This window comes from Rhodanobacter sp. T12-5, from assembly GCF_008329435.1.
Classification (GTDB): Bacteria; Pseudomonadota; Gammaproteobacteria; order Xanthomonadales; family Rhodanobacteraceae; genus Rhodanobacter.
Genome location: NZ_NPKN01000001.1, coordinates 712420 through 736110, shown reverse-complemented (window position 1 = coordinate 736110; position 23691 = coordinate 712420). Strand labels below are relative to the sequence as shown.

27 protein-coding genes are annotated in these 23691 nt (G+C 66.7%); 18 read left to right on the top strand and 9 right to left on the bottom strand.

The genetic code is table 11. The features are described 5' to 3' along the window. Window positions 1-18 precede the first annotated feature (18 nt). Window positions 19-363 (bottom strand): MGMT family protein, encoded by a 345-nt coding sequence (locus CIW53_RS03100; protein WP_149363222.1) that lies wholly within the window; start codon window positions 361-363, stop codon window positions 19-21. Between the two features lie 72 nt (window positions 364-435). Here CIW53_RS03100 and CIW53_RS03095 point away from each other — a divergent pair, with 72 nt between their 5' ends. Then, entirely contained in the window at window positions 436-840 is a 405-nt protein-coding gene (locus CIW53_RS03095) for a hypothetical protein (RefSeq protein ID WP_149363221.1), read from the top strand. Window positions 841-861: 21 nt separating this feature from the next. Here CIW53_RS03095 and CIW53_RS03090 read toward each other — a convergent pair whose 3' ends face one another. Beyond that, entirely contained in the window at window positions 862-1974 is a 1113-nt protein-coding gene (locus CIW53_RS03090) for an inorganic phosphate transporter (RefSeq protein WP_149363220.1), read from the bottom strand. Window positions 1975-2073: 99 nt separating this feature from the next. Then, window positions 2074-2703, bottom strand: coding sequence for a pit accessory protein (locus tag CIW53_RS03085; RefSeq protein ID WP_149363219.1), 630 nt, complete (start codon window positions 2701-2703; stop codon window positions 2074-2076). Between the two features lie 181 nt (window positions 2704-2884). Here CIW53_RS03085 and CIW53_RS03080 point away from each other — a divergent pair, with 181 nt between their 5' ends. Beyond that, entirely contained in the window at window positions 2885-4207 is a 1323-nt protein-coding gene (locus CIW53_RS03080) for a hemolysin family protein (RefSeq protein WP_149363218.1), read from the top strand. Between the two features lie 129 nt (window positions 4208-4336). Here the strand turns inward: CIW53_RS03080 and CIW53_RS03075 are convergent, their stop codons facing one another. Beyond that, window positions 4337-5092 (bottom strand): RNA methyltransferase, encoded by a 756-nt coding sequence (locus CIW53_RS03075; protein WP_149363217.1) that lies wholly within the window; start codon window positions 5090-5092, stop codon window positions 4337-4339. 147 nt (window positions 5093-5239) lie between these two features. Here CIW53_RS03075 and CIW53_RS03070 point away from each other — a divergent pair, with 147 nt between their 5' ends. Then, complete coding sequence (locus CIW53_RS03070; RefSeq protein ID WP_149363216.1) at window positions 5240-6043, top strand: inositol monophosphatase family protein; 804 nt, start codon at window positions 5240-5242, stop codon at window positions 6041-6043. Between the two features lie 52 nt (window positions 6044-6095). On the opposite strand, the gene hda is transcribed toward CIW53_RS03070, so the two are convergent. The 3 genes from hda to CIW53_RS03055 are packed head-to-tail and all read right to left on the bottom strand — an operon-like array spanning window position 6096 to window position 8968. Further along, the gene (gene hda, locus CIW53_RS03065) at window positions 6096-6803 is read right to left on the bottom strand and encodes a DnaA regulatory inactivator Hda (RefSeq protein WP_149363215.1); all 708 of its coding nucleotides are present in this window, start codon (window positions 6801-6803) and stop codon (window positions 6096-6098) included. Beyond that, window positions 6800-7972 (bottom strand): AI-2E family transporter, encoded by a 1173-nt coding sequence (locus tag CIW53_RS03060; RefSeq protein ID WP_149363214.1) that lies wholly within the window; start codon window positions 7970-7972, stop codon window positions 6800-6802. Before CIW53_RS03060 ends, hda begins: the two co-directional genes overlap by 4 nt. Before the next feature lie 15 nt (window positions 7973-7987). Next, window positions 7988-8968, bottom strand: coding sequence for a DUF2066 domain-containing protein (locus CIW53_RS03055; RefSeq protein WP_149363431.1), 981 nt, complete (start codon window positions 8966-8968; stop codon window positions 7988-7990). A 160-nt stretch (window positions 8969-9128) separates the two neighbouring features. Here CIW53_RS03055 and purM point away from each other — a divergent pair, with 160 nt between their 5' ends. The 3 genes from purM (at window position 9129) to CIW53_RS03040 (ending at window position 11736) form a co-directional block, all read left to right on the top strand. Next, on the top strand, window positions 9129-10199 hold the full coding sequence (gene purM / locus CIW53_RS03050; protein ID WP_149363213.1) for a phosphoribosylformylglycinamidine cyclo-ligase: 1071 nt from the start codon (window positions 9129-9131) through the stop codon (window positions 10197-10199). Window positions 10200-10327: 128 nt separating this feature from the next. Further along, complete coding sequence (gene purN / locus CIW53_RS03045) at window positions 10328-10993, top strand: phosphoribosylglycinamide formyltransferase (protein ID WP_149363212.1); 666 nt, start codon at window positions 10328-10330, stop codon at window positions 10991-10993. 35 nt (window positions 10994-11028) lie between these two features. Then, complete coding sequence (locus CIW53_RS03040) at window positions 11029-11736, top strand: DUF3108 domain-containing protein (protein WP_149363211.1); 708 nt, start codon at window positions 11029-11031, stop codon at window positions 11734-11736. 73 nt (window positions 11737-11809) lie between these two features. On the opposite strand, the gene murA is transcribed toward CIW53_RS03040, so the two are convergent. Both murA and CIW53_RS03030 read right to left on the bottom strand, forming a co-directional pair. Next, entirely contained in the window at window positions 11810-13069 is a 1260-nt protein-coding gene (murA, locus tag CIW53_RS03035; RefSeq protein WP_149363210.1) for a UDP-N-acetylglucosamine 1-carboxyvinyltransferase, read from the bottom strand. A 101-nt stretch (window positions 13070-13170) separates the two neighbouring features. Beyond that, window positions 13171-13410: a BolA/IbaG family iron-sulfur metabolism protein gene (locus tag CIW53_RS03030; protein WP_149363209.1), complete on the bottom strand. Its 240-nt coding sequence runs from the start codon at window positions 13408-13410 to the stop codon at window positions 13171-13173. A gap of 176 nt (window positions 13411-13586) precedes the next feature. Between CIW53_RS03030 and CIW53_RS03025 the strand changes: the two genes are divergently transcribed. The 12 genes from CIW53_RS03025 to ptsP all read left to right on the top strand — a co-directional run bounded on the left by CIW53_RS03025 (window position 13587) and on the right by ptsP (window position 23671). Beyond that, the gene (locus CIW53_RS03025) at window positions 13587-14597 is read left to right on the top strand and encodes a KpsF/GutQ family sugar-phosphate isomerase (RefSeq protein WP_149363208.1); all 1011 of its coding nucleotides are present in this window, start codon (window positions 13587-13589) and stop codon (window positions 14595-14597) included. A gap of 66 nt (window positions 14598-14663) precedes the next feature. Further along, window positions 14664-15212, top strand: a complete 549-nt coding sequence (locus CIW53_RS03020) for an HAD hydrolase family protein (RefSeq protein WP_149363207.1) — start codon at window positions 14664-14666, stop codon at window positions 15210-15212. Beyond that, entirely contained in the window at window positions 15209-15811 is a 603-nt protein-coding gene (gene lptC / locus CIW53_RS03015; RefSeq protein WP_149363206.1) for an LPS export ABC transporter periplasmic protein LptC, read from the top strand. Before CIW53_RS03020 ends, lptC begins: the two co-directional genes overlap by 4 nt. Window positions 15812-15839: 28 nt before the next feature. Beyond that, entirely contained in the window at window positions 15840-16451 is a 612-nt protein-coding gene (lptA, locus tag CIW53_RS03010) for a lipopolysaccharide transport periplasmic protein LptA (RefSeq protein ID WP_343192022.1), read from the top strand. 3 nt (window positions 16452-16454) lie between these two features. Next, window positions 16455-17174, top strand: coding sequence for an LPS export ABC transporter ATP-binding protein (gene lptB, locus CIW53_RS03005; protein WP_149363204.1), 720 nt, complete (start codon window positions 16455-16457; stop codon window positions 17172-17174). A 98-nt stretch (window positions 17175-17272) separates the two neighbouring features. Further along, the gene (locus CIW53_RS03000) at window positions 17273-18733 is read left to right on the top strand and encodes an RNA polymerase factor sigma-54 (protein WP_149363203.1); all 1461 of its coding nucleotides are present in this window, start codon (window positions 17273-17275) and stop codon (window positions 18731-18733) included. 135 nt (window positions 18734-18868) lie between these two features. After that, the gene (gene raiA / locus CIW53_RS02995) at window positions 18869-19192 is read left to right on the top strand and encodes a ribosome-associated translation inhibitor RaiA (RefSeq protein WP_149363202.1); all 324 of its coding nucleotides are present in this window, start codon (window positions 18869-18871) and stop codon (window positions 19190-19192) included. 148 nt (window positions 19193-19340) lie between these two features. After that, the gene (gene hprK, locus CIW53_RS02990; RefSeq protein WP_149363201.1) at window positions 19341-20306 is read left to right on the top strand and encodes an HPr(Ser) kinase/phosphatase; all 966 of its coding nucleotides are present in this window, start codon (window positions 19341-19343) and stop codon (window positions 20304-20306) included. Window positions 20307-20310: 4 nt separating this feature from the next. Next, the gene (gene rapZ / locus CIW53_RS02985) at window positions 20311-21216 is read left to right on the top strand and encodes an RNase adapter RapZ (protein WP_149363200.1); all 906 of its coding nucleotides are present in this window, start codon (window positions 20311-20313) and stop codon (window positions 21214-21216) included. Between the two features lie 40 nt (window positions 21217-21256). Then, entirely contained in the window at window positions 21257-21649 is a 393-nt protein-coding gene (locus CIW53_RS02980; protein WP_149363199.1) for a PTS fructose IIA subunit family protein, read from the top strand. 8 nt (window positions 21650-21657) lie between these two features. Further along, window positions 21658-21927, top strand: coding sequence for an HPr family phosphocarrier protein (locus CIW53_RS02975; protein WP_149363198.1), 270 nt, complete (start codon window positions 21658-21660; stop codon window positions 21925-21927). Between the two features lies 1 nt (window position 21928). Continuing rightward, on the top strand, window positions 21929-23671 hold the full coding sequence (ptsP, locus tag CIW53_RS02970) for a phosphoenolpyruvate--protein phosphotransferase (RefSeq protein ID WP_149363197.1): 1743 nt from the start codon (window positions 21929-21931) through the stop codon (window positions 23669-23671). Window positions 23672-23691: the final 20 nt, after the last annotated feature.

Sequence of the window (23691 nt, the reverse complement as noted above, 5' to 3'; positions counted from 1 at the left end):
GCGGCCTCTGAGCTTGCTTCATTGAAGCGGGGGCATGCCCCACAACGCGTGATCCAGATCGCCATCCAGGCCGAACCGCGACAGCGGCACGCGGCCGTTCTTCACTTCGACGCCTTCGGCCCGCAGCAGGCGCGACTGCTCGCGGAAACCGCGGCTGCCCGGCGGCATCGCGATGTGGCCGCTGGAGCGCAATACGCGAAACCACGGCAGCACCATGCCGTCGGGCACTTCGCCCAGCAGCCGGCCGACCAGCCGCGCCCGGCCCGGCAAACCGGCACGGGCCGCGATCGCGCCGTAACTGGCGACCCGGCCGCGCGGAATCGCGGCGATGGCGGCGTAGATGCGCTGGTGACTGTCGTTCATGCGGTGCCTGACGCGACGTAGACGGTAATACGTGGCAGAGTAACAGCGCCCTCCGCCAGCGGAAGCCGCAGCATGCGTCACTTCGAAGCCGTGCGTTCCCACATCGGCAGCCAGCACGAGCTGCGCCACAACGACCCGTACCTGATCAGTTTCGATCTTGCGCTGCCCAATGGACGCCATCAGGGCATCTACCTGGCGGAACTGGAGGATGAATCGGGCCGGCGCTACCTGCGCATCTCCACCCCGATCGGCCCGCTTGCCGGCACCGATGCCATTCGCTGCCTGCGCTTCAACTGGCAGCAGCGCACCGGCTTCCTGGCCGTTGCCGACCTGGACGGCTCGCCTTATCTGCACCTGTGCGAGAACCGTCCGTACGAATTTCTCGACGCCGACGAACTGCAGCGCGTCGTGAGCGAACTGGGCGTGCTGGGCGATCAGCTGGAACAGATCATCGCCACGGATGAAGACGCGCTGTAGGAAGCTGCTGTGGGAGCGACTTCAGAACACCAGCCGGGACACCACCACCAGCCCGTAGGCCAGCAGCGCGGTGATCGGCAGGGTCAGGATCCACGCCCACACCATGCGCTCGACCACCGACCAGCGGATCGAGTTGAAGCGCTTGGCTGCGCCTACACCCATGATCGAGGCGGACACGTTGTGGGTGGTCGATACGGGGATGCCGAACGCCGACGCGGTGAGGATCACCAGCGCGGAACTGGTCTCGGCGGCGAAGCCGTTGATCGGATGCAGCTTGACCATCTTGTGGCCGAGCGTCTTGATGATGCGCCAGCCGCCGCCGGCGGTACCGGCAGCCATGGTCAGCGCGGAGACCACCTTCACCCACACCGGAATGGCGAAACCGCCAGCGGGATTCTCGGCGATACGCAGGAAGCCCAGCCACACCGGCAGGTGATCGAACTGATGCGCGGCAGTGGCACCGGCCAGCGCCAGCGCGATGATGCCCATGCTCTTCTGCGCATCGTTCATGCCGTGCGCCACGCCCATCGCGCTGGCCGATACGATCTGCGCCTTGCCGAAGAAGAAATTGACGAACGGCGTGCGCCCGAACCGGCGCGACCAGCCCCGCCGGTTCGCGAACCAGGCCAGCAGCGCGTAAAGCGCGCCCATCAGGATGAAGCTGATGACGAAGCCGGCCGCCGGTGACAGCACCATCGGGATGATCACCTTGGGGATCACGCCGTGGCCTTTCAGCAGGCTGCCTTCGACCCAGATCACCGAGTCGAAGTTGTTGCCGGAGGCGGCAACGGCCGCGCCTACCAGCGAACCGACCAGCGCATGGCTGGAACTGGACGGCAGGCCAAGCCACCAGGTGATCAGGTTCCACACGATCGCCGCCAGCAGCGCGCAGATCAGCAGTTGCGAACTCATCTCGATCACGCCGGCGTTGATCAGACCAGAGGCGATCGTGGCCGCCACCGCCGTGCCCATGAACGCGCCGATCAGGTTGGTGGCTGCCGCCAGCAGCACCGCCTGGCCGGGTGTGAGCACCTTGGTCGCCACCACCGTGGCGATCGAGTTGGCGGTGTCGTGGAAACCGTTGATGTAGGTGAAGACCAGCGCGATTGCCACCACCGCGATGACGATGCTCATGCGCGGCCTCCGGTCGGCTGCTGGCGGGCCTGCTGGCAGGCGCGTAATGGCGGCATCGCGAGCAGGCAATGCGGAATGCGCAGGATCACGGCAGCGGCCTCAGGAGTTCTTCAGGACGATCGAATAAACGATGTTGCCGACGTCGCGGCACTTGTCGATGGCCTTCTCGATCAACTCGAACAGATCCTTCGCCAGCATCGCGCGCATCACGTCGCCGCCCTCGACGTACAAGGTGCGGTACGGCGCCAGCAGCATGCGGTCGCCTTCCGATTCCAGCGCCTGCAGCTGATCCTGCAGCTTCTTCACCGGGTCGATGCGCAAGCCGCGACGCAATTCGCCAATCATCTGGGCAACCACTTCGCTGGAGCGCTGCAACACCAGCGCGCGCTGGGCAAAATCCACGCCGACGAGGCGATCGGCCACGATTTCGTAGCGCTCGGCGAATTTCTCGACGGTCTTGGGAATCTTGTACAACGCCGAATTCAGCGCCTCGATATCCTCGCGGTCGAGCGCAGTGACGAAGGTATTCACCAGCCCTTCGCTGATCTGTGCGGCCAGTTCCTTTTCGCGCGCGCGGGTGGCGGTGAATGCGGCCATCACCGAGCCGGAATCGGGTTTGGTCAGCAGTTCATGCAGCGCTTTGGCGCTTTCGCCGGCGGTGGCCGCACTCTGCTCGAGCAGGCCGTAGAACTTGTCGCCTTTGCCGAAAATCGTTTGCAGTGAAAACATGCGGGCCATGCCTGAGAGAACGGGATGACGGGAATGTTACAGGACTGTCATGTTGCCCCGCATCAACGCACCCGGCCAGCCGGAGGCGAAAGGCGAGGCGCGCTGCCCGGAATGCCGCCAACCTGTTCAACGCAGGCATCCCTTACACTGTGCCCATGCACCCTCCTCCATCTACACCGCGATGCTGACCGAAATCGCGCTCGTCCTCGTCCTGGCCCTGTGCAACGGCTTTTTCGCGCTGTCGGAGATGGCGCTGGTGGTGTCGCGCAAGAGCCGCCTCAAGCAGATGGCCAAGAACAGCCGCAAGGCCGCGATGGCCCTGCGCCACGCCGAGGCGCCGGAGCACTTCCTGTCCACCGTGCAAGTCGGCATCACCCTGGTGATGCTGATCACCGGCGCGCTCGCCGGCGACGCGCTGGGTGGCCACATCGCCGACGTACTGCGGGGCGAACGGCTGGCGTGGCTGCTGCCGTACGCGCGGATCATCGGCATCGTACTCGGCTTCGTGCTGATCTCGTTCATCCAGATCGTGATCGGTGAACTGGTACCCAAGCGGCTGGCGCTGTCCGCGCCGGAGAAGGTGTCGTCGTACGTGGCGATCCCGATGCTGGTGCTGTCGCGTATCACTGCACCGTTCGTGTGGCTGCTGAACGTCTCCAGCAACCTGCTGCTGCGGCTGCTGCGGGTCAACCAGCACGGCCGCGGCGTGGTGACCGAGGACGAGATCCGCCTGCTGGTAGCCGAGAGCGCCGAACAAGGCGTGCTCGACCAGGACGAGCACAACATGGTCAACCGCGTGCTGCGCCTGGGCGACCGCACGGTCGACAGCGTGATGACGCCGCGCATGCGCATCGCCTGGCTGGACATCGCCGGCACGCTGGAAGAGAACATCGAGGTGCTGCGGCAGACGCCTTACTCGCGCTATCCGGTCTATCGCGGCGACGAGAGCGACGTGGTCGGCGTGGTCGAGGTCAAGCGCCTGCTGAGCAGCTTTGCCGACGGCAAGATGGAATTGTTCGAGCACCTGTCCAAGCCGCTGTTCGTGCCGGCCACCGCCCGCGCGCTGGACCTGCTGGAGGAGTTCCGCGATGCCGAGACGCCACTGGCGCTGGTGGTCGACGAGTACGGCGACATCGAAGGCGTGGTGACCGTCAACGACCTGCTCGCGGCAGTGGTCGGTGCCAGCCAGATCGGCCACGGCGGCGGCAACGAAACCAGCCCGATCATGCAGCGCGCCGACGGCAGCTGGCTGATCGACGGCGCCCTGCCCACCGACGATCTGCGCGAACTGCTGCAGATCGGTGAGCTGCCGGGCGAAGACGAACACGACTTCCGCACCGTCGCCGGCATGGTGATGACCGCGCTCGGCCACGTGCCGCAAACCGGCGAAGTGTTCGCCTGGCACGGGATCCGCTTCGAAGTGGTCGACCTCGACGGCGCACGCATCGACAAGCTGCTGGTCACCCCGGCACCGTCGCTGGAACCATCTGACGACGAGCAGTAGGACCAGACCGTCATGTGGGAGCGACTTCAGTCGCGATGCTTCTGTCAGACAGCAAAAAAGCATCGCGACTGAAGTCGCTCCCACAGGACATCGTGCACGCGCGGATGTTCCTGCAACGTCGATATCAGACTATTGGCCCTTCGCCAACTCCGCCATCCGCTGCGCATCGGCAAGAATCCCGTGCAACACGCGCAACTCGCGTTCGTCCGGCTGCGCGCGCTGGAACAGCTTGCGCAGGCGCAGCATGATCGTGGTCGGCTCGCGCCCCTTGTGGAAGTCGATGTCGTCCAGCGTCTGCGCCAGGTGGACGTAGAACTGCTCCATCCGTGCCGCATCGGCCGGCGGTTCCTCGTGCAGCGGTGGTGGTACCGGCGTGTCGCCAAGCATCGCCACGCGCAATTCGTAAGCCATCACCTGCACCGCCTGCGACAGGTTGAGCGAGCTGAAGTCGTCCACGCTGGGAATGCGCACCATCGCGTGGCAGCGGGCGAGCTCCTCGTTCTCCAGCCCGGTACGCTCGTTGCCGAACACCAGCGCCACCTGCTCGCCACGGGCGGCGGCGGCCAGCACCTGCTGCGCCGCCTCACGCGGGGAAATTTCCGGCAGGTTCACGCCGCGGCGGCGCGCCGACAGGCCCAGCGCAAGGCTGCAACCGGCCAGGCTGCCGATCATGTCCTCGTGGATGCCCGCGCTCTCCAGCACTTCGTCGGCGCCGGCAGCCAGCGCATTCGCCTCGCGATCCGGAAACCGCGCCGGCATTACCAGTTCGAGCCGCTGGAAACCCATCGTGCGGATCGCCCGCGCCGCGCTGCCGATATTGCCCGGATGCGAGGTGCGCACCAGCACGTAGCGGATGCGGGCAGTAAGGTCGTCGATTGTGGACATGACGCGGCCCTAATGGAGTGACAGCCGACAAGGATAACGGAAGCACGCCTGCAGCCGGACGGCCCGGGGGCCGCCGGACGGGCTTCGATGCCCCGCCTCTGCTAGAATCGCCGGCCGCAACCCCGCTCTCTTCCAAAGTCGAAATCCATGGCCAGACCACACGTCACGATCGCGGCGCGCGCCGCGCGTTCTGCAGGCAACGTGATCCTGCGCTACATGAACCGCATCGACGGCCTCAACGTCGTCGAGAAACAGCAGATGGATTTCGTCTCCGAAGTCGACAAGCTGGCCGAGGCGGAAATCATCAAGGAACTGCGCCGCGCCTATCCCGACCATGCGATCCTCGCCGAGGAAAGTGGCGCGACCGGCAAGGGCCCGCTGACCTGGGTGATCGACCCGCTGGACGGTACCCACAACTACCTGCGCGGCATCCCGCATTTCTGCGTGTCGATCGCGCTGCTGGAAAAGGGCGTGCCGATCCACGCGGTGGTCTTCGACCCGCTGCGCGACGAGCTGTACACCGCCAGCAAGGGCGACGGCGCCTACCTCAACGACCGCCGCATGCGCGTGTCCAAGCGCGAGAACCTGGGCGGCGCGATGATCGCCACCGGTTTCCCGTTCCGCCAGCGCGAGCACCTGGTGCCGCAACTGGACATGACCCGCGCGATTCTTGGCCAGGCCGAGGACATCCGCCGCTCCGGCTCCGCCGCGCTCGACCTGGCCTATGTCGCCGCCGGTCGCTACGACGGCTACTTCGAGATCGGCCTGAAGCCGTGGGACATGGCGGCCGGCGTGCTGCTGGTACACGAGGCCGGCGGCCGCTACTGCGACTTCGCCGGCCGCGACGGCATTCCCGCCAGCGGCAACATCATCGCCGGCAACCTCAACGTGGCCAAGGCCATGGTCGATGCGATCGGGCAGCAGGCGACACCGGAGCTGCTCAAGGCCTGAGTAGTTTTCGACAAACTACTGAACGAAGGCGCCCTCGGGCGCCTTCGCTGTTTCAGGACGTCGTCTCGCCGGCATCACGCAGGAAGCTCCGCAGGAACGGCACCGTTATCCGCCGCTGCGCCGCCAGCGAGGCCACATCCAGCTTGTCGAGCAGATCGAGCAACGCGCCGAGGTCGCGTGCATAGCGGGCGAACAGCCAGTCCAGCACGCTGTCGTCCAGATCGATGCCGCGCGACGCGGCCTGCGCTTTCAGCACGGCACGGCGCTCGTCGTCGTCCAGCGGCTTCAATGCAAACTGCGTGCAGGCGCCGAGCCGCGAGCGCAGATCGGGCAGCTCGATGCCCAGTGAAGCGGGCGTGGCATCGGCGGCGAACAACAGTGCGCTGCCTTCGGCGCGGGCGCGGTTGTAGAGATCGAACAGCGCGTGCTCTGCCTCGCGATTGCCGGCGATGGCGCCGAGGTCGTCCAGCGCCAGCAGTTCGCTGCCGGCGACGCCGCGCAAGGCGGCTGCGTGATCGCCCACGCTCGCCAGCGGCAGGTATTGTACGCGCCGCCCCGCGGCACTCGCCGCCTGGCAGGCGGCCATAAGCAGGTGACTGCGGCCACTGCCGCCCGCGCCATGCAGATACACCCACGGCGCGCCGGGCTCGAGCGCCAGCGCCTGCACCGCAGCCAGCGCGGCGGCGTTGGCGCCGGCATGGAAATGTTCGAAGCGCTGGCGACGCGGCCAGCGCAACGCCAGCGGCAACTGCGGAATCATGGCGCGGCCCGATCGTCCGGTGCAGGCGCGGACGTGCTGGCATCCACCTCGCCATCGCGATGCACCGCGACCTCCACTTCAGCGATCACCGGGTCGTCCGGTCCGTGCTCGTTGTATAGCTCGCTCATGCGATAGCGCTCGATCAGGTAGCGCAGCAGCACCATGATCACCGACGCGGCCGGCAGCGCCAGCAGCACGCCGAGGAAGCCGAACAGGTAACCACCGGCCAGCACCGCGAAGATCACCGCCACCGGGTGCAGGCCGATCTTGTCGCCGACCAGCTTGGGTACCAGCACGTAGCCTTCCAGCAGCTGGCCCAGAACGAACACGCCACAGACCAGCAGAAGGTGGGTCCAGTCGCCAAATTGCACCAGCACGGCAATGACCGCGGCAACGAAACCGATGATGAAGCCGAGGTACGGCACGAAGCTGAGCAGGCCGGCGACCATGCCGATCAGCAGCCCCACCGACAACCCGACCAGCCCGAGTCCGGTGCCGTAGAACACGCCGAGCGCCAGCATCACCAGCAACTGGCCACGCACGAACGCGCCGAGGATCTTGTCGGACTCGTGCGCCAGATGCGCAATGGTCGGCTGGATCGAGCGCGGCAGCATGCCGTCGATCTTCGCCACCATCCGATCCCAGTCGCGCAGCAGGTAGAACGCCACGACCGGTATCAGCACCAGGTTGGTCAGCCACATCGCGATGCCCAGCCCGGAACGCGACACCTTGCCCAGTACCGTCGTGGCAATGCCGCTGATCGAGCCCACGTGCGACTTGATCAAGGCCAGCAGCCGATCGCTGTCGAACATGTGCGGATCCAGGTGCAAGCGCGCCTGCAGCCACGGCCACGCGGTGTTCTGCGCCCAGTCGCCGTAGCGCGGCAGGTTGCTGACCAGGTTCTCGACCTGGCGTGCGATCAGCGGAATCAGCAAAAGCAGCACGCCGACCACGGCCACCATGATCACCACGAAGACGATCGTGGCCGCCCACATCCGGTTCATCCCCAGCCGCTCCAGCCGGTCGGCCAGCGGGTCGCCCAGGTAAGCCAGCATGGCGGCGACCGCGAACGGCATCAGCACCGGCGCGAGCAGCCAGATCAGGTAGACGATGACGGCCGTGATGGCGAACATCTGCCAGCGCCGTGAGTTGTCCTTGTCTTGATTCACCCGGCGCGCCCCGAATTACTTCAGCCAGCGCAGGTTTGCATCCGCGCCCGGGTGCGGCTCGCCCTGCAGCAACAGCCGGCCGCCTGCGGCGAGGTTCGCGGCCAGCGCCTTCATCGGCAGGGACGCCTTGACGTACAAGAGGACGCTGCCGTTCTCGGCACCCAGCGTCGTCACCTGCGTCACCGCAGGATCGGCACGCAAGGTCGCCAGCAGATTCACGTAGTCCATCGCCGATGCCAGCCCGCTGATCCACAGCTTGCCTTCGCTGGGGCTGGCGCCAATCACGTTGAGTTGCTTGCCGAGGCGGTCGACCATGCTGTTGCCGGCATCGCCGAGCAACGCATCCTCGGTCGCGCCCTGGTCGTTCCAATGCTGCGGCTGGCCACCGGAGATCAGCGTCCAGTCCGCGCCGCCATCGTGCAGCTTGCCGACCAGCATCAGGCCGGTGTGGTACCGCTGGTTGATCGCGGCCAGGGTGGCCGGATCGGCCGCCGCGGCCTTCCCGGCATCCACCGCAGCGCCATCGGGATACGCCACGTTGGTGCCACGGGCATTCGCCGCCGCGGCGAGCGGGGCCAGCGCGGCGTTGTCGAGCAAGTGGCCATCGGACCCTTGCACCAGCAACAGCACCGGCGGCTTGATGCCGGCGCTGGCCACACCCAGTTTCGTCACCAGCCGACGCACCGTGCCCGGCTCGAAATTCACCTCCAGCACCAGGCCGGTCGCCGCGCGCTGGTACTGGAATTTCTGCACCATCGAGGCGGCGCCGGCCAGCGCATCGGCATAACCGGGCTTGCTGCGCAGATCCTGACCGCCGGCGACTCGCGTCAGCACCTGTCCGAGCGCCGTGGCAAATGCCTGGTCACGCTGCGCATCGCTGGTGTCGGTGACCGGCACGACGACCGAGTAAGGCGAGCCTGAAACCTGCGCGTGCAGCGAGGGCAACGCCGCAAAACCCAGCAACAGGATGACGATCAACAGGCGGAAAGGACGCATGGACGTGGACATCTTCAAAGGAAAGCTCCGGGAAGTCTGCCCAATCGCGCTGCCAGCGTCCATCGAAGCCGTCCGCGATTCGGCCGGCGCCGCCAGCCACACCCGGCAATGGCCCCGCATACTGCTAAACTTGCGCGTTTCATCCATGCCGGTTTCTGCCATGTCCGACGCCCTCACCTACCGCGCCGCCGGCGTCGACATCGACGCGGGCAATGCGCTGGTCGAACGCATCAAGCCACTGGTCAAGCGCACCAACCGCCCCGAGGTGATGGGGGGGCTTGGCGGCTTCGGCGGCCTGTTCGACTTGTCCGGCCGTTACAAGGAGCCGGTGCTGGTGTCCGGCACCGACGGCGTCGGCACCAAGCTGAAGCTGGCCCAGGTCCTGAACCGCCACGACACGATCGGCATCGACCTGGTCGGCATGTGCGTCAACGACGTGCTGGTGCAGGGCGCCGAGCCGCTGTTCTTCCTCGATTATTTCGCCACCGGCAAGCTGGACGTCGATACCGCCGTTGCCGTGGTCGGCGGCATCGCCAAGGGCTGCGAACTGGCCGGCTGTGCGCTGATCGGCGGCGAGACGGCGGAAATGCCCGACATGTATCCGCCGGGCGAATACGACCTGGCCGGCTTCACCGTCGCCGCGGTGGAGAAATCGCAGATGCTGACCGGCGACGCGATCGTCGCCGGCGACGTGATTCTCGGCGTGGCTTCGTCCGGGCCGCACTCGAACGGGTATTCGCTGGTGCGCAAGATCCTCGAACGCGCCGGCAATCCACTGGACCTCGACCTCGGCGGCGTCAAGCTGGCCGACGCGCTGATGGCGCCGACCACGATCTACGTGAAGTCCATGCTGGAGTTGCTTCGCGCGAATCCCTCGCAAAACCCCGCACATCCACGTGCGGACTCTGCAATTCCGATCCACGGCATGGCGCACATCACCGGCGGCGGCCTGAAGGAAAACATCATTCGCGTCGTGCCCGAGGGCCTCGGCATCGCGCTGGAGGCTTCGGCCATCGTGCTGCCGCCGGTATTCGACTGGCTGATGCGCGAAGGCAACGTGGCACGCGAAGAAATGTGGCGCACGTTCAATTGCGGCGTCGGGTTCACCGTGATCCTGCCGGCTGATGCGGTGGCCGCCGCCTCCACGCTGCTGGCCAAGCATGGCCTGGACAGTTCGGTGATTGGCGAAGTGGTGCCGGCGCGCAGCGACGAGCGCGTACACATCGGTTGAAGCCGCTCGACGCCAGATATTCCAGCCGTTCGCCCTGAGCGTAGCGCAACGAAGTCGCAGGGCGGCCCTTCGACTTCTGGCCTTCAGGCCTGCGCTCAGGGCGAACGGCCATTGATCCGGAAACTCCCATGTCCTTACCCCGCATCGCCGTCCTCGCCTCGGGCCGCGGCAGCAATCTCGCCGCGCTGCTCGCTGCGCGCGAACGCGGCGAACTGCCGGTCGAATTCGTGCTGGTCGCCAGCGACAAGGCCAACGCCGGTGCGCTGCGGCTGGCCGAAGCGGCAGATATCCCCACGCTGGCGCTGGACCCGCGCAGCTACCCGGACCGGCGCGCCTTCGACCTCGACCTGTTCGATCGCATCGCCGCCAGCGGCGCCGATCTGCTGGTGCTGGCCGGTTTCATGCGCGTCCTCGATGGCGAGGCGCTGATGCCGTGGGTCGGCCGGATGATCAACATCCATCCGTCGCTGCTGCCGAAATACCGCGGCTTGCATACGCACCGCCGGGCACTCGAGGCTGGCGATGCCGAGCACGGCGCCAGTGTGCACTTCGTCACCGCCGAGCTGGATGGCGGCCCGGTGATCGCACAGGCGCGCATCGCCGTCGAACCCGGCGACGACGAACAACGACTGGCCGCGCGGCTGCTGCCGCTGGAACACCGGCTGCTGCCGGCAGTACTGGGTTTGCTGGCCAGCGGACGATTGCGCTGGGATGGCCATGGCCCGCTGCTCGACGGCCAGCCGCTGCCGGTCCCGCTGGCATTCGGCAGCGACGGATCGTTCGCCCCGGGGTGAGGCCCGGTTCAGCCCGACCACCGCAGACTCGAAACATGACTATCCGCCCCCTGCTCGCTCCACTTCTCGGCCTCGGCCTGCTGCTGGCCGTGCAAAATGCGTTCGCCAAACCGCCGACCGCCTTTACCGCCACCTACCAGGTCCTCAAGGACGGCTCGCCGATGGGCGAGGCATCCATCCGCCTGCGCCCCGGTGAGCGCGGTGAATGGATCTACAGCAAGGACGTCAAGGGCACCGGCGGGCTGGCCGCCCTGCTGGGCGCCAACGTCAGCGAAACCTCGCATTTCCGCTGGAAAGGCGACGTCCCCGAGGCGATCAGCTACGACTACCGGCTGGACGCGGCGATCAAGACCAAACAGCGCCACCTGGTGGTCGACTGGGCCAACCATCAGGTCAGCGTCGATGACGGCAAGGGTCCGCACACTTACCCGGCCAGACCCGGCATGGTCGAACGCAACACCACGGCGCTGGCCATCGGGCTGGCACTGCGCGACGGCCAGCAGCAGATCGCGTTGCCGGTCGCCGTACGACAGGAAGTTGAGACGCAGAATTTCAAGGTGAGCGGCAAGGAAACCGTGAAGGTTCCGGCCGGCAGTTTCGAGACCGTGCGCGTCGACCGCACCGACGCCGACCGCGGCTTCAGCGCGTGGTATGCGCCCGGACGCTATCCGTTGCCGGTCAAGCTGTCACAGCACGACGGCGGTGACATGACGCTGGAGTTGGCAAGTTACAAGGCTGACTGAGCTTTCCATACACGGCCCGCACAGCAGAAAGCCCGGCAATGCCGGGCTTTCTGCTGTACGGATACGAAGCCGCTCAGTTCGGCAAACGGCGGATCTTCGCGCCGAGCACGCCGAGCTTTTCCTCGATGTTCTCGTAGCCGCGATCGATGTGGTAGACGCGATCGACGACGGTGTCGCCCTTGGCCACCAGGCCGGCCAGCACCAAGCAGGCCGAGGCGCGCAGGTCGGTGGCCATGATCGGCGCGCCGCTCATCTGGGCGACGCCCTGCACCACCGCGGTGTTGCCCTCGAGGCGGATGTCCGCACCGAGGCGCTGCAGCTCGTGCGCATGCATGAAGCGGTTCTCGAACACCGTCTCGGTGACCACGCCGGTGCCCTCGGCGACGCAGTTCAGCGCGGTGAACTGCGCCTGCATGTCGGTCGGGAACGCCGGGTAAGGCGCGGTGCTGATGTTGACCGCCTTCGGCCGGCGCCCGCCCATGTCCAGCTCGATCCAGTCGTCGCCGATGGAGATGTGCGCGCCGGCATCTTCCAGCTTGGCCAGCACCGCGTCGAGCGTATTGGCCCGTGCGTGCCGCGCGCGCACCTTGCCGCCGGTCATTGCCGCGCCGACCAGATAGGTGCCGGTCTCGATGCGATCGGGCAGTACATCATGCTCGGCCCCGTGCAACCGCTCGACGCCATGGATCACCATGGTCGAGGTGCCGGCGCCTTCGATCTGTGCGCCCATCGCGATCAGGCAGTGGGCCAGGTCGACCACCTCGGGTTCCTGCGCCGCGTTCTCGATCACCGTGGTGCCCTGCGCCAGGGTCGCCGCCATCATGATGTTCTCGGTGCCGGTGACGGTGACCATGTCCATCACGATGCGCGCGCCCTTCAGCCGCGACGCCTTCGCCTTGATGTAGCCGTTCTCGACCGTGATCTCGGCACCCAGCGCCTGCAGGCCGCGGATGTGCTGGTCGACCGGACGCGAGCCGATCGCGCAGCCGCCCGGCAGCGACACTTCAGCCTGGCCGAAACGCGCCACCAGCGGGCCGAGCACCAGGATCGACGCGCGCATCGTGCGCACCAGGTCGTACGGCGCCACGCAGGTGCTGGTGGTGCGCGGGTCGACGTGCATCTTCATGCGGTCGTCCAGCACCAGTTGCACGCCCATCTGGCCGAGCAGCTCGATGAAGGTGGTGACGTCGTGCAGGTGCGGCACGTTGCCGATGCTGACCGGCTCGTCGGCCAGCAGGCAGGCTGCGAGAATCGGCAGCACGGCGTTCTTGGCGCCGGAAATGGCAACCTCGCCATGGAGCGGCGTGCCACCGCTGATCAGGATTTTGGCCATAGGTACAGGAAATCGGGAATGGAGAATCGGGATTTGGGGAACGGGAAAAGCCGGGATTGTCGCGAGCCTGGAAGGGAACGGCTCTTGCCATTCCCTGTTTCCTACTCCCTGTTCCCTGCCTCTTCCGGTGTCATGGTCTTCAGCGCCAGCGCGTGGATCGCGCCGCCCATCAAGTCGCCCAGCGTGGCATAGACCAGCCGATGCCGCGCCAGCGGCAACTTGCCGGCAAACTGGCTGGCGACCACGGTGGCTTCGAAATGCACCCCGTCGGCGCCGCTGACCTCGGCGGTGGCCCCGGGCAGGCCGTTTTCGATCATTGCCTGGATGCGGGCGGAGTCCATCGGGGTCCTGCGGAAGTAGGTCGGCAAAAAGCGGACTCCAATCACCACGGAATCCCTTGTGCAGACTTATGACGTTAAAATGCGAATATGCCATGGTAATGGAAATCCGCGGGCGCAGAAATGACGGCGCCGGCAGAAATGCACCACCGAGGCATTCTCCCTTCCCCCGAGTCCCCATGAACGCACGCATCGCCCCGCCCGCCCCGATCGACCTGAACCCCGCAGCCATCACGCGCAGCGCGCGCACGGTCATCGCCACCGAAGCGGCCGCGGTCCAGGCGCTGGAGTCGCGCATCGGCGCGGACTTCGTCGCGGCGTGCCGCCTGATCCTGGCCTGCAAGGGCCGCGTGGTGGTCAGCGGCATGGGCAAGTCCGGCCACGTCGCGCGCAAGATCGCAGCTACCCTCGCCTCCACCGGCACGCCGGCGTTCTTCGTGCATCCGGGCGAGGCCAGCCATGGCGACCTCGGCATGATCCTGCCGCAGGACGTGGTGCTGGCACTGTCCTATTCCGGCGAGACCGACGAACTGCTGTTCATCCTGCCAGTGATCAAGCGCCAGGGTATCCCGCTGATCGCGATCACCGGCCGGCCCACCTCCTCGCTGGCCACCCAGGCCGACGTGCACCTGGACGGCAGCATCTCCAGCGAGGCCTGCCCGCTGGGACTGGCCCCGACCACCAGCACCACGGTCGCGCTGGTGCTGGGCGATGCGCTGGCGATCGCGCTGCTGGAAGCGCGCGGCTTCACCTCGGACGATTTCGCCCGCTCGCATCCGGCCGGCAGCCTCGGCCGGCGCCTGCTGTTGCGCATCGGCGACGTGATGCACAGCGGCGACGACGTGCCGCGGGTTGCGCCGGACGCCAGCCTGACCGTCGCCCTGGTCGAGATGACCCGCAAGCACCTCGGCATGACCGCCGTGGTGGATGCCGGGCAGCGCCTGCTTGGCGTATTCACCGACGGTGACCTGCGTCGCGCGCTGGACGACGAAGGCGTCGACCTGCGCGGCGCCACCGTCGCCGAGCTGATGACTCGCGGACCGAAGACGATCACGGCCGACAAGCTCGCGGCCGAAGCCGCGCAGCTGATGGAAAAACACCAGATCCATGCGCTGCTGGTGGTCGATGACGAGCAGCGCGTGGTCGGCGCGCTGAACATTCATGACCTGCTCCGTGCGCGTGTGGTTTGACGCCTGATTTGTCTCGACAGATCAGGCAAGCCGCTCTTGCCCCTGCCCCATCCAGAAACTGATCCCGTGCCCGCCAACTACCTCGCCAATCCCCCTGCCGATATCCTCGCCCGCGCCGCGAAAATCCGCCTGGCCGCGTTCGACGTCGACGGCACGTTGACCGACGGCCGCCTGTGGTACGGCGAGGACGGCCGCGAGACCAAGGTATTCCACGTGCACGACGGGCTCGGCCTGAAGCGGCTGCAGGCGAACGGCATCGAGGTCGCATTGATCACCGCGCGGATCAGCCATCCGGTCGCGCTGCGTGCCGAGGAACTCGGCATCGCGCACGTCTACCAGGGCCAGGGCGACAAGCGCAGCTGCCTGCTGGAACTGCTCGACGCACTGCACCTTTCGCCCGAACAGGCCGCCGTTGTCGGCGACGACCTGCCCGACCTGGCACCGATGCGCATCGCCGGGCTGGCGGTGGCAGTAGCCAACGCGCATCCATGGGTAGTCGAAGCGGCGCACTGGCAAACCCGCCAGCGCGGCGGCGAAGGCGCCGTGCGCGAGGCTTGCGACCTGATCCTGCATGCACAGGGCCGCAGCGATGCCGAACGGGAGCGCTGGCAGTGAGCTGGCGCCTGTGGCTGCGCGACCGGCGCGTGCCGGCCGCGACCTTGCTGATCGCCCTCGCCGCCGGCATGGCCCAGTTGCTGCTGTGGTGGTTCGGCCCCGCGCCGAAAACCAACGACTTCGTCGGCCCGCCACGCTCCGGCTACACCCTGACCGACGCCCGGGTCACCGAATACAACGCCGCCGGACAGCCCAGTTTCCACCTGCAGGCGCCGCATCTGGAGCGCCGCGAGGGCGACGATTCGCTGTATCTCAACTCGCCGACGTTCCAGTTGCCGGCCAGGCAGGCCGGCGTGCCGGACTGGCACGGCAAATCCCTCTACGGCTGGGTCAACAAGGCAGGCACCCTGCTCAAGCTGCAGGGGCCGGTGGAGATGCAGCGGGCCGCCTTCGGCACGACCCCGGCGACCGACATGCATACCTCCGATGTCACTGCCTGGCCGAAGGAAAACCGCCTGGAGACCGCGGCGCCGACCCGGATCGTCCAGGGAGCCTCTACAATCAGCGGGGTCGGCATGCGCGCCAACCTCACCAACAAGCACCTGGAGTTGCTCGATGATGTCCACAGCACGTTCATGCCTGCCAAGTCGCGCCGTTAGGCTCGCGATCCTGGGCCTTGGACTGGTGATGTTGCAGCCCGCGCTTGCGCGCAAGGACGATCGCCAGCAACCGGCCAACATCTCGGCGAAATCGTTCGACGCCACCCAGCAGGCCAATGGCTTTGTCCACTACAAGGGCAGCGTCGTACTCACCCAGGGCACGCTGAAGGTGACCGGCGCCCTTGCCACGGCCTATCTGGATGCCGACAACAGCGTCACTCGAGTCGTCGTTACCGGCAGCCCCGCTCATATCGAGCAGGTCGACGACAGTGGCAACCTGATGCAGGGCAACGCTGCCAGCATCGACTACGACAACGTCAAGCAGATTGCCGTGCTGACCGGCAACGCGTGGGTCAACCAGAAGGGGCGCGGCGAAGCGCGCGGCGACAAGCTCACCTACAACACCCAGACCAGCCAGATGACCGGCGAGAGCAGCGGTGACGGCATGGTGCACATGACGTTCCAGCCCAAGCCGAAGCCCGTGGCGGCGCCCGCCGAAAAGCGCGGCCCTGCGGCGGCAACTTCCGCGCCGAACCAGCCGTCGGCGACACCCGCCACGACAGCCAGCAGCCCGATGCCACCGACGGCCGCGCCGGCGGCTGCCGGCAGCAGTCCGACACCGCCGCAGGGACAGCCGTAACCGATGCTCTCCGCCGAAGGTCTGCAGAAGAGTTTCAAATCACGCCAGGTCGTCCGCGATTTCGGCTTCTCGATCCGCGAGGGCGAGGTGGTCGGCCTGCTCGGCCCCAACGGTGCCGGCAAGACCACCTGCTTCTACATGGTGGTCGGTCTGGTCGAGGCCGATGCGGGCAGCATCAAGCTGGACCAGCAGGACATCACCAACCTGCCGATGCATTCGCGCGCGAAACTGGGTATCGGCTACCTGCCGCAGGAAGCGTCGGTGTTCCGCCGACTCAGCGTGGCGGACAACATCATGGCCGTACTGGAGCTGCGCGAAGGACTCACCCCGCAACAGCGCGACACGGAGCTGGAAAGCCTGCTGGACGAGCTGAAGATCGCGCACATCGCCGGTCAGAAAGGCATCAGCCTGTCCGGTGGCGAGCGGCGACGGGTGGAGATTGCCCGCGCGCTGGCGGCCAGGCCGCGCTACATGCTGCTGGACGAGCCGTTCGCCGGGGTCGATCCGATCTCGGTGGGCGAGATCCAGCGCATCGTGCGACACCTGAAAGAGCGCGGCATCGGCGTGCTGATCACCGATCACAACGTGCGTGAGACCCTTGGCATCTGCGACCGCGCCTACATCCTGAACGAGGGTGCGGTGCTGTCGCGCGGCACCCCGGCGCACATCCTCGCCGACGAGAAGGTGCGCGAGGTCTATCTGGGCCGCGAATTCCGCCTCTGAGCGTGTAGAGCCACCTCAGGACAAACCGTGACCTGAGGCTATGGCCGCTGCCGCGGGCAAGCGTTAGGATGGCCGCAAGCTCCTTCGATATGGCTGGCATGAAACCCGCATTACAGTTTCGCCTCCACCAGCAATTGACGCTGACACCGCAGTTGCAGCAGGCCATCCGCCTGCTGCAATTGTCGCAGCTGGAGCTGGAAGTCGAGCTGCGCCAGATCGCCGAGAGCAATCCGCTGCTGGAATTCGCCGAGGAAGCCGAAGACGCCGAGGCGCTCGACGTCCAGGACGGAGAAAGCGAATACCCGAGTGCGGAAAGTGTCGCCAGCGGCGGCGAAGTCGACGGCGACAGTGCCAGCGACTGGGCCGATGGCGGCGGCGTCGCCGAATCGCCGATCGACTTCTCCAGCAGCAGCGTCGGCAGCAGCAGTTCAGGCTCGCGCGGCGACGACGATTTCGAGCCCCAGAACGCCGCACCGGAAACCCTGCAGCAACATCTGTTGTGGCAGCTCAACCTGGCCTCGTTCAACCCGCGCCAGCACCTGATCGCCACCGTGCTGATCGATGCGCTGGACGGCGCCGGCTACCTCAGCGAAGGGCTCGATGCGGTGCTTGCCGCGTTGCCGACCGACCTCAAGGCCAGCGTCGTGGAAATCGAGGCCGTGCGTCGACAGCTGCAGGGTTTCGACCCGGTCGGCGTCGGCAGCCTGGACTTGCGCGACTGCCTGCGCGTGCAACTGGAGCAATTCGACGCCGACACGCCGCAACGTGAGCTGGCGCTATGCATCGTCGACAGCGAACTGGAGTTGCTGGCGCGCAACGATATCGTCCGGTTGGCGCGCAAACTGCGCGCCAGCGAAGACGACGTCGCCGCCGCCGCCGTGCTGATCCGCAGCCTCGATCCGCGCCCGGGCGCGGCGCTGGATGCGACGCCGGTGGAATACGTCGCGCCGGACGTCTATGCGCTGCGCGACGGCAGCCGCTGGCGGGTCAGCCTCAACGCCGATGCGCAACCGCGGCTTGGCCTCAACCAGCATTACTGCGGGCTGATCGCGCGGGCCCGCGGGGAGGACGCCAGCTGGATGCGCGGCCAACTGCAGGAGGCGCGCTGGCTGATCAAGAGCCTGGAGTCGCGCGCCGAGACCCTGCTCAAGGTCGCCGATGCGATCGTGCGCCGGCAAAGCGCCTTCCTCGAGTACGGCCCCGAGGCCATGCATCCGCTGGTGCTGCGCGAGGTGGCCGAGGAGGTCGGCATGCACGAATCGACGATATCGCGCGTCACCACGCGCAAGTACATGCATACGCCACGCGGCACGTTCGAACTGAAGTACTTCTTTTCCAGCGGCGTCTCCACCGAGGATGGCGGCAGCGCCTCGGCCACCGCCATCCAGGCCATGCTGCGCAAGCTCATCGACGCGGAAGATTCGCGCAAGCCGTTGTCCGATCATGCGATTGCCACGGAACTGCAGCGCAAGGGCATCCAGGTCGCGCGCCGCACGGTCGCCAAATACCGCGAGGGGCTGCGCATTCCCAGCTCCAGTGAACGCCAGCGTGCAAGCTGAAGGAACTTGCTTGCCGCCAAAACGATCCCATACCTGAGACAAGAGAATGATTGACGACATGCCGCTGGCGCAAAGGCCACGGCATGCCGACCCCGCCGCTACCAAGCGGCACTGCACCACCAGAGGAGGCGCCCCATGCAATTCCAACTCAGCGGCCAGCAGATTGAAGTCACCCCGGCCCTGCGCGACCACGCCACCGCCAAGCTCGACCGCCTCACCCGTCTCGATGACAAATTGATCAGTCTTGCGATCGTGCTTTCGGTCGACAAGCTTCGCCAAAGCGCCGAAGGAACCCTGGGCGTGATCGGCGCCACGCTGCATGCCGAGGCCGCCGAAGCGGACATGTATGCGTCGATCGACGTGCTGTTCGACAAGCTGGTCAACCAGTTGCGCAAGCATCGCGAGAAAGTCAGCGACAAGCACCAGCGCGAAGCGCGCCAGGAGCGTCAATACGGCTGAGTTCCGGCGATGAGTCCGGCCCCGCGGCCCGCCCGATCCAGGGCGGGCCGTTTTGCTTTGTGAACGCGCATGGCGATGCAAGCTGGCACAATGGCAATGACGTCGCCAGGCCCCAACGGGCTCACCCTGCGGCGCAAAGGACCTGGGTTTGGATCGGATCAGCGCACGACAACTCTACGACGGCGTCCACGAACGCATGGCCCTGCGCTGGTTGTCCGGCATGCGCGGCGAGTCGCGCGTGCTCGAACCGGGCGTGGCGCAGGCGCGCCGGCCGTCGCTGATCGGCTATCTCAATGTCATCTACCCGAACAAGATCCAGATCATCGGCTCGGAGGAGCTCAACTTCCTCGACGGACTCGATTCGCGCCAACGCTGGGAGGTGATGCACAAGATCGCCGCCTACCAGCCGGTGGCGCTGATCGTGACCAAGGACCAAGCGGTACCCGCCGACCTGCGCGAAGTCGCCGAGGAGACCAATACGCCGTTGTGGATCAGCGCCAAGCGCGGCCACGAACTGCTGACCTACCTGCAATACCATCTGGCGCGCATGCTGGCGGCGAAAACCACCCTGCACGGCGTGTTTCTCGAAGTATTTTCGATCGGCGTGCTGATCACCGGCGAGGCGGGCTCCGGCAAGAGCGAGCTGGCGCTGGAGCTGATCACCCGCGGTCACCGGCTGGTTGCCGACGACGCCACCGAATTCACCCTGATCGCACCGGACGTGATCGACGGCTCCTGCCCCGAACTGCTGCAGGACCTGCTCGAAGTACGCGGCCTGGGCGTGCTCAACGTGCGCGAGATGTTCGGCCACATGTCGGTCAAGACCTCCAAGTACCTGCGCCTGGTGATCCACCTCAAGCCGCTGCGCGACGGCGACGGCTATCCGGACAACACCACCGACGCGCTGACCCGGCTCACCGGCGACATCGGCCATCGCGAAATCTTCGACGTGAAGGTGCCGCTGATCACCATCCCCGTCGCTTCGGGACGCAACCTCTCGGTGCTGGTCGAGGCGGCCGTGCGCAGCCACGCGCTGAAGAGCAAGGGCATCGACCCGGCGCAGACCTTCATCGACCGCCAGGCCCACCAATTGCGCCGATTGCCTCCATGGTGAGCACATGAACGAGCAGAACCCCATCATCCTCGACCCGCAAGTCGATCCGCGCGAAATCCACCTGATCGTGCTCACCGGCCTGTCCGGCGGCGGCAAGACCGTCGCCTTGCGCGCGCTGGAAGACCTGGAGTTCTACTGCGTCGACAACCTGCCCTCGGCGCTGTTGCCGCAGCTGGTGAACGCGGTGGTCGAGGGCAACGGCAACAAGCACCGACGCATCGCGGTAGGCGTGGACGTGCGCAACCGCGGCGCGGATTTCGCCCACATGCCCACCGTGCTGTCGGAGCTGGCCGCCGCCGGCGTGCAGGTGCACCTGATCTTCCTGGATTGCCGCGACGAGATCCTGATCAAGCGCTATTCGGAATCCCGTCGGCGCCATCCGCTGGCCATGCGCGGGCTGTCGCTGGCCGACGCCATTGCCGAGGAGCGCAAGCTGCTGCGCCCGCTGATGGCGATCGCCGAACGGGTGATCGACTCCAGCGAACTCAACGTGCACCAGCTGCGCCGGCTCGTCGCCAAGGGCTACGCCCAGGCGATCGAGGGGCTGACGCTGATGTTCCAGTCGTTCGCGTTCCGCCGCGGACTGCCGCTGGACGCGGACTTCGTGTTCGACGCACGCTGCCTGCCGAACCCGCACTGGCACCCGCACCTTCGCCCGCTGTCCGGCAAGGATGCGCCGGTACGCGAATTCCTGGACAGCGAGCCGCTGGTCGGCGAATACTTCAGCGACACCGCGCGCTGGCTGGACGCCTGGCTGCCGCGTTTCGAACAGGACGACCGCAGCTATCTGACGATCTCGGTCGGCTGCACCGGTGGCCGCCATCGCTCGGTCTACCTGGTCGAGAAGCTCGCCGCGTACTATCGCGATCGTCGCGAAGGCGTGCTTACCTTCCACCGCGAGCTCGAATGATGACCACGCCATCCACCACCTTCATCGCAGGCCTGTACCGATGAGCGTCGGCGTGCTGCTGATGACGCACGAGGCGGTCGGCAAGGCGCTGATCGCCGCCGCGCGCCACGTGATGCCGCGACTGCCGCTGCGTGTGGCCGCCGTGGAAGTGCCGCCGCAATCGGACCCGGACGTGATGCGCACGCTGACCGAATGCCACGCGCGCGAACTCGACAGCGGCGACGGCGTACTGATCCTTGCCGACCTCTACGGCGCCACGCCATGCAATATCGGGCTGTCGCTCGGCGCGCTGGGCGTGCACCTTCATTGCGTCTCCGGCCTCAACCTGCCGATGCTGCTGCGCGTACTCAACTATGCGGAAAAGCCACTGGACGAACTGGCCCAGATCGCTGCCAGCGGTGGCCGCGGGGGAATCTTCATCGACCATGCCTGATATCAATTATGCGTGAGCAGGAAATCGTCATCACCAACCGCCTCGGCCTTCACGCCCGCGCCTCGGCCAAGCTGGTGCAACTGGTACAGGGCTTCAAATCCACCGTATGGCTGGTCAGCAAGGGCCGCGAAGTCAATGCGCAAAGCATCATGGGCGTGATGATGCTGGCCGCCGGCCTCGGCAGCCCGCTGATCATCCGGGCCGACGGCCCCGACGAGGACGATGCGCTGGCCGCGGTGGCCGCGCTGTTCGAACGCAAGTTCGACGAGGGAGCATGAGATGAGACACCTCCTCGCCGGCACCATCGCCGCCCGCGGCATGGCACTGGGTCGCGCGCGGCTGGTGCAGCCCAGCCGCTATGCCGTCGACACCCGGCCGCTGGCCGACGACGAAGTCGAGGACCAGTTGCTGTTGTTGCATCGTGCGCTGGACACCGCGCGGCAGGAACTGCGCGAGTTGCGCGGCAAGCTGCATGGCGCGCTGGCACGCGAGGTCAACGAATTCATCGATGCGCACAGCCTGTTGCTGGACGACGCCGAACTGTTGCGCGGCCTGGACGACCTGGTGCGCATCGGCCACTACCGTCCCGGCGCCGCGCTGAAGAAGCAGCGCGACCGCCTGTCCGCGGTGTTCGAGGCCATGGACGACCCGTACCTGCGCAGCCGCAAGGAAGACGTCGAGCAGGTGATCAACCGGGTGATCTCCGCGCTGCAGCGGCAGACCAGCCCGGAGGAGCGCAAGCTGGCCGCGCGCGTCGGCGAGATCCTGATCGCCGACAACATCGCGCCGGGCGACATGGCGCAGCTGGCCGGCAACGGCCTGCTCGGCGTGGTTGCCAGCTCCGGCAGCGCGTATTCGCACAGCGCGATCCTGGCGCGCAGCCTCGGCCTGCCGATGCTGGTCGGCACCCGCGATGCGTTGTCGAACATCCACGACGACGACCTGATCCTGCTCGACGCCGAGAAGGGCGAGGCGGTGGTGCATCCGACCGCGCAGGATCTGGCGCGTTACCGCGGCTGGCAACGCGAGGCGGCGATCGAGGGGCGGCGCCTGGCCAAACTGGCCAACGCGCCCACGCGCACTCGCGATGGCATCGACATTGCCCTCCTCGCCAATGCCGAGACTCCGGCCGACGTGGTGATGGCGCGCGCCCGCGGTGCCGATGGCGTGGGCCTCTATCGCACCGAGTTTCTCTTTCTCAAGCACAAGGCACTGCCATCGGAAGACGAGCAGTTCATCGCCTATCGCGACCTGGTGATGGGCATGGGCGGATTGCCGGTGACCATCCGCACGCTGGACCTGGGTGCCGACAAGGCCGATGCGGCGGGGTTGACCATGCGCGGGGAGGACAACCCGGCGCTCGGTGTGCGCGGCGTACGGCTGTCGCTGCGCTATCCGGCGGTGTTCACCACCCAGATTCGCGCGATCCTGCGCGCCGCCTGCTACGGCCCGGTGCGTGTGCTGGTGCCGATGGTGACCCAGCCGGACGAATTGATTGCAGTGCGCACGCTGTTCAAGCTGGCCCGCCAGGATCTGAAACGCGAGAACATCGATCTGCCCGAGAAGCTGCCGCTGGGCGCGATGATCGAAGTGCCGGCCGCTGCGATCAACGTGCGCGCGCTGCTCGAACACGCCGACTTCCTGGCGATCGGCACCAACGACCTGGCCCAGTACGTGCTCGCCGCCGACCGTGGCAACGACGCACTGGAAAACATCTACAACCCGCTGCAACCGGCCCTGCTGCGGCTGCTGTCGCACGTGATCAGCGCCGGACGCCGCGCGAAGAAGCCGGTAAGCCTGTGCGGCGAAATTGCCGGCGACGTGAACTTCACCGCCCTGCTGCTGATGCTGGGCCTCAACGAATTCAGCATGCATCCCACCCAGATCCTGCAGGTTCGCGACCGCCTCGCCACACTCGATTACGCCCACTTGCGCCGCCACGCTTCGCGCATCCTGCGCGCGCATACGCACGAGCAGGCCGAGGCGATGTTGAACGAAGTCCTGGGCAATTCGGCGAGGTAGCTCGCTCGCCGCAGGCCCTA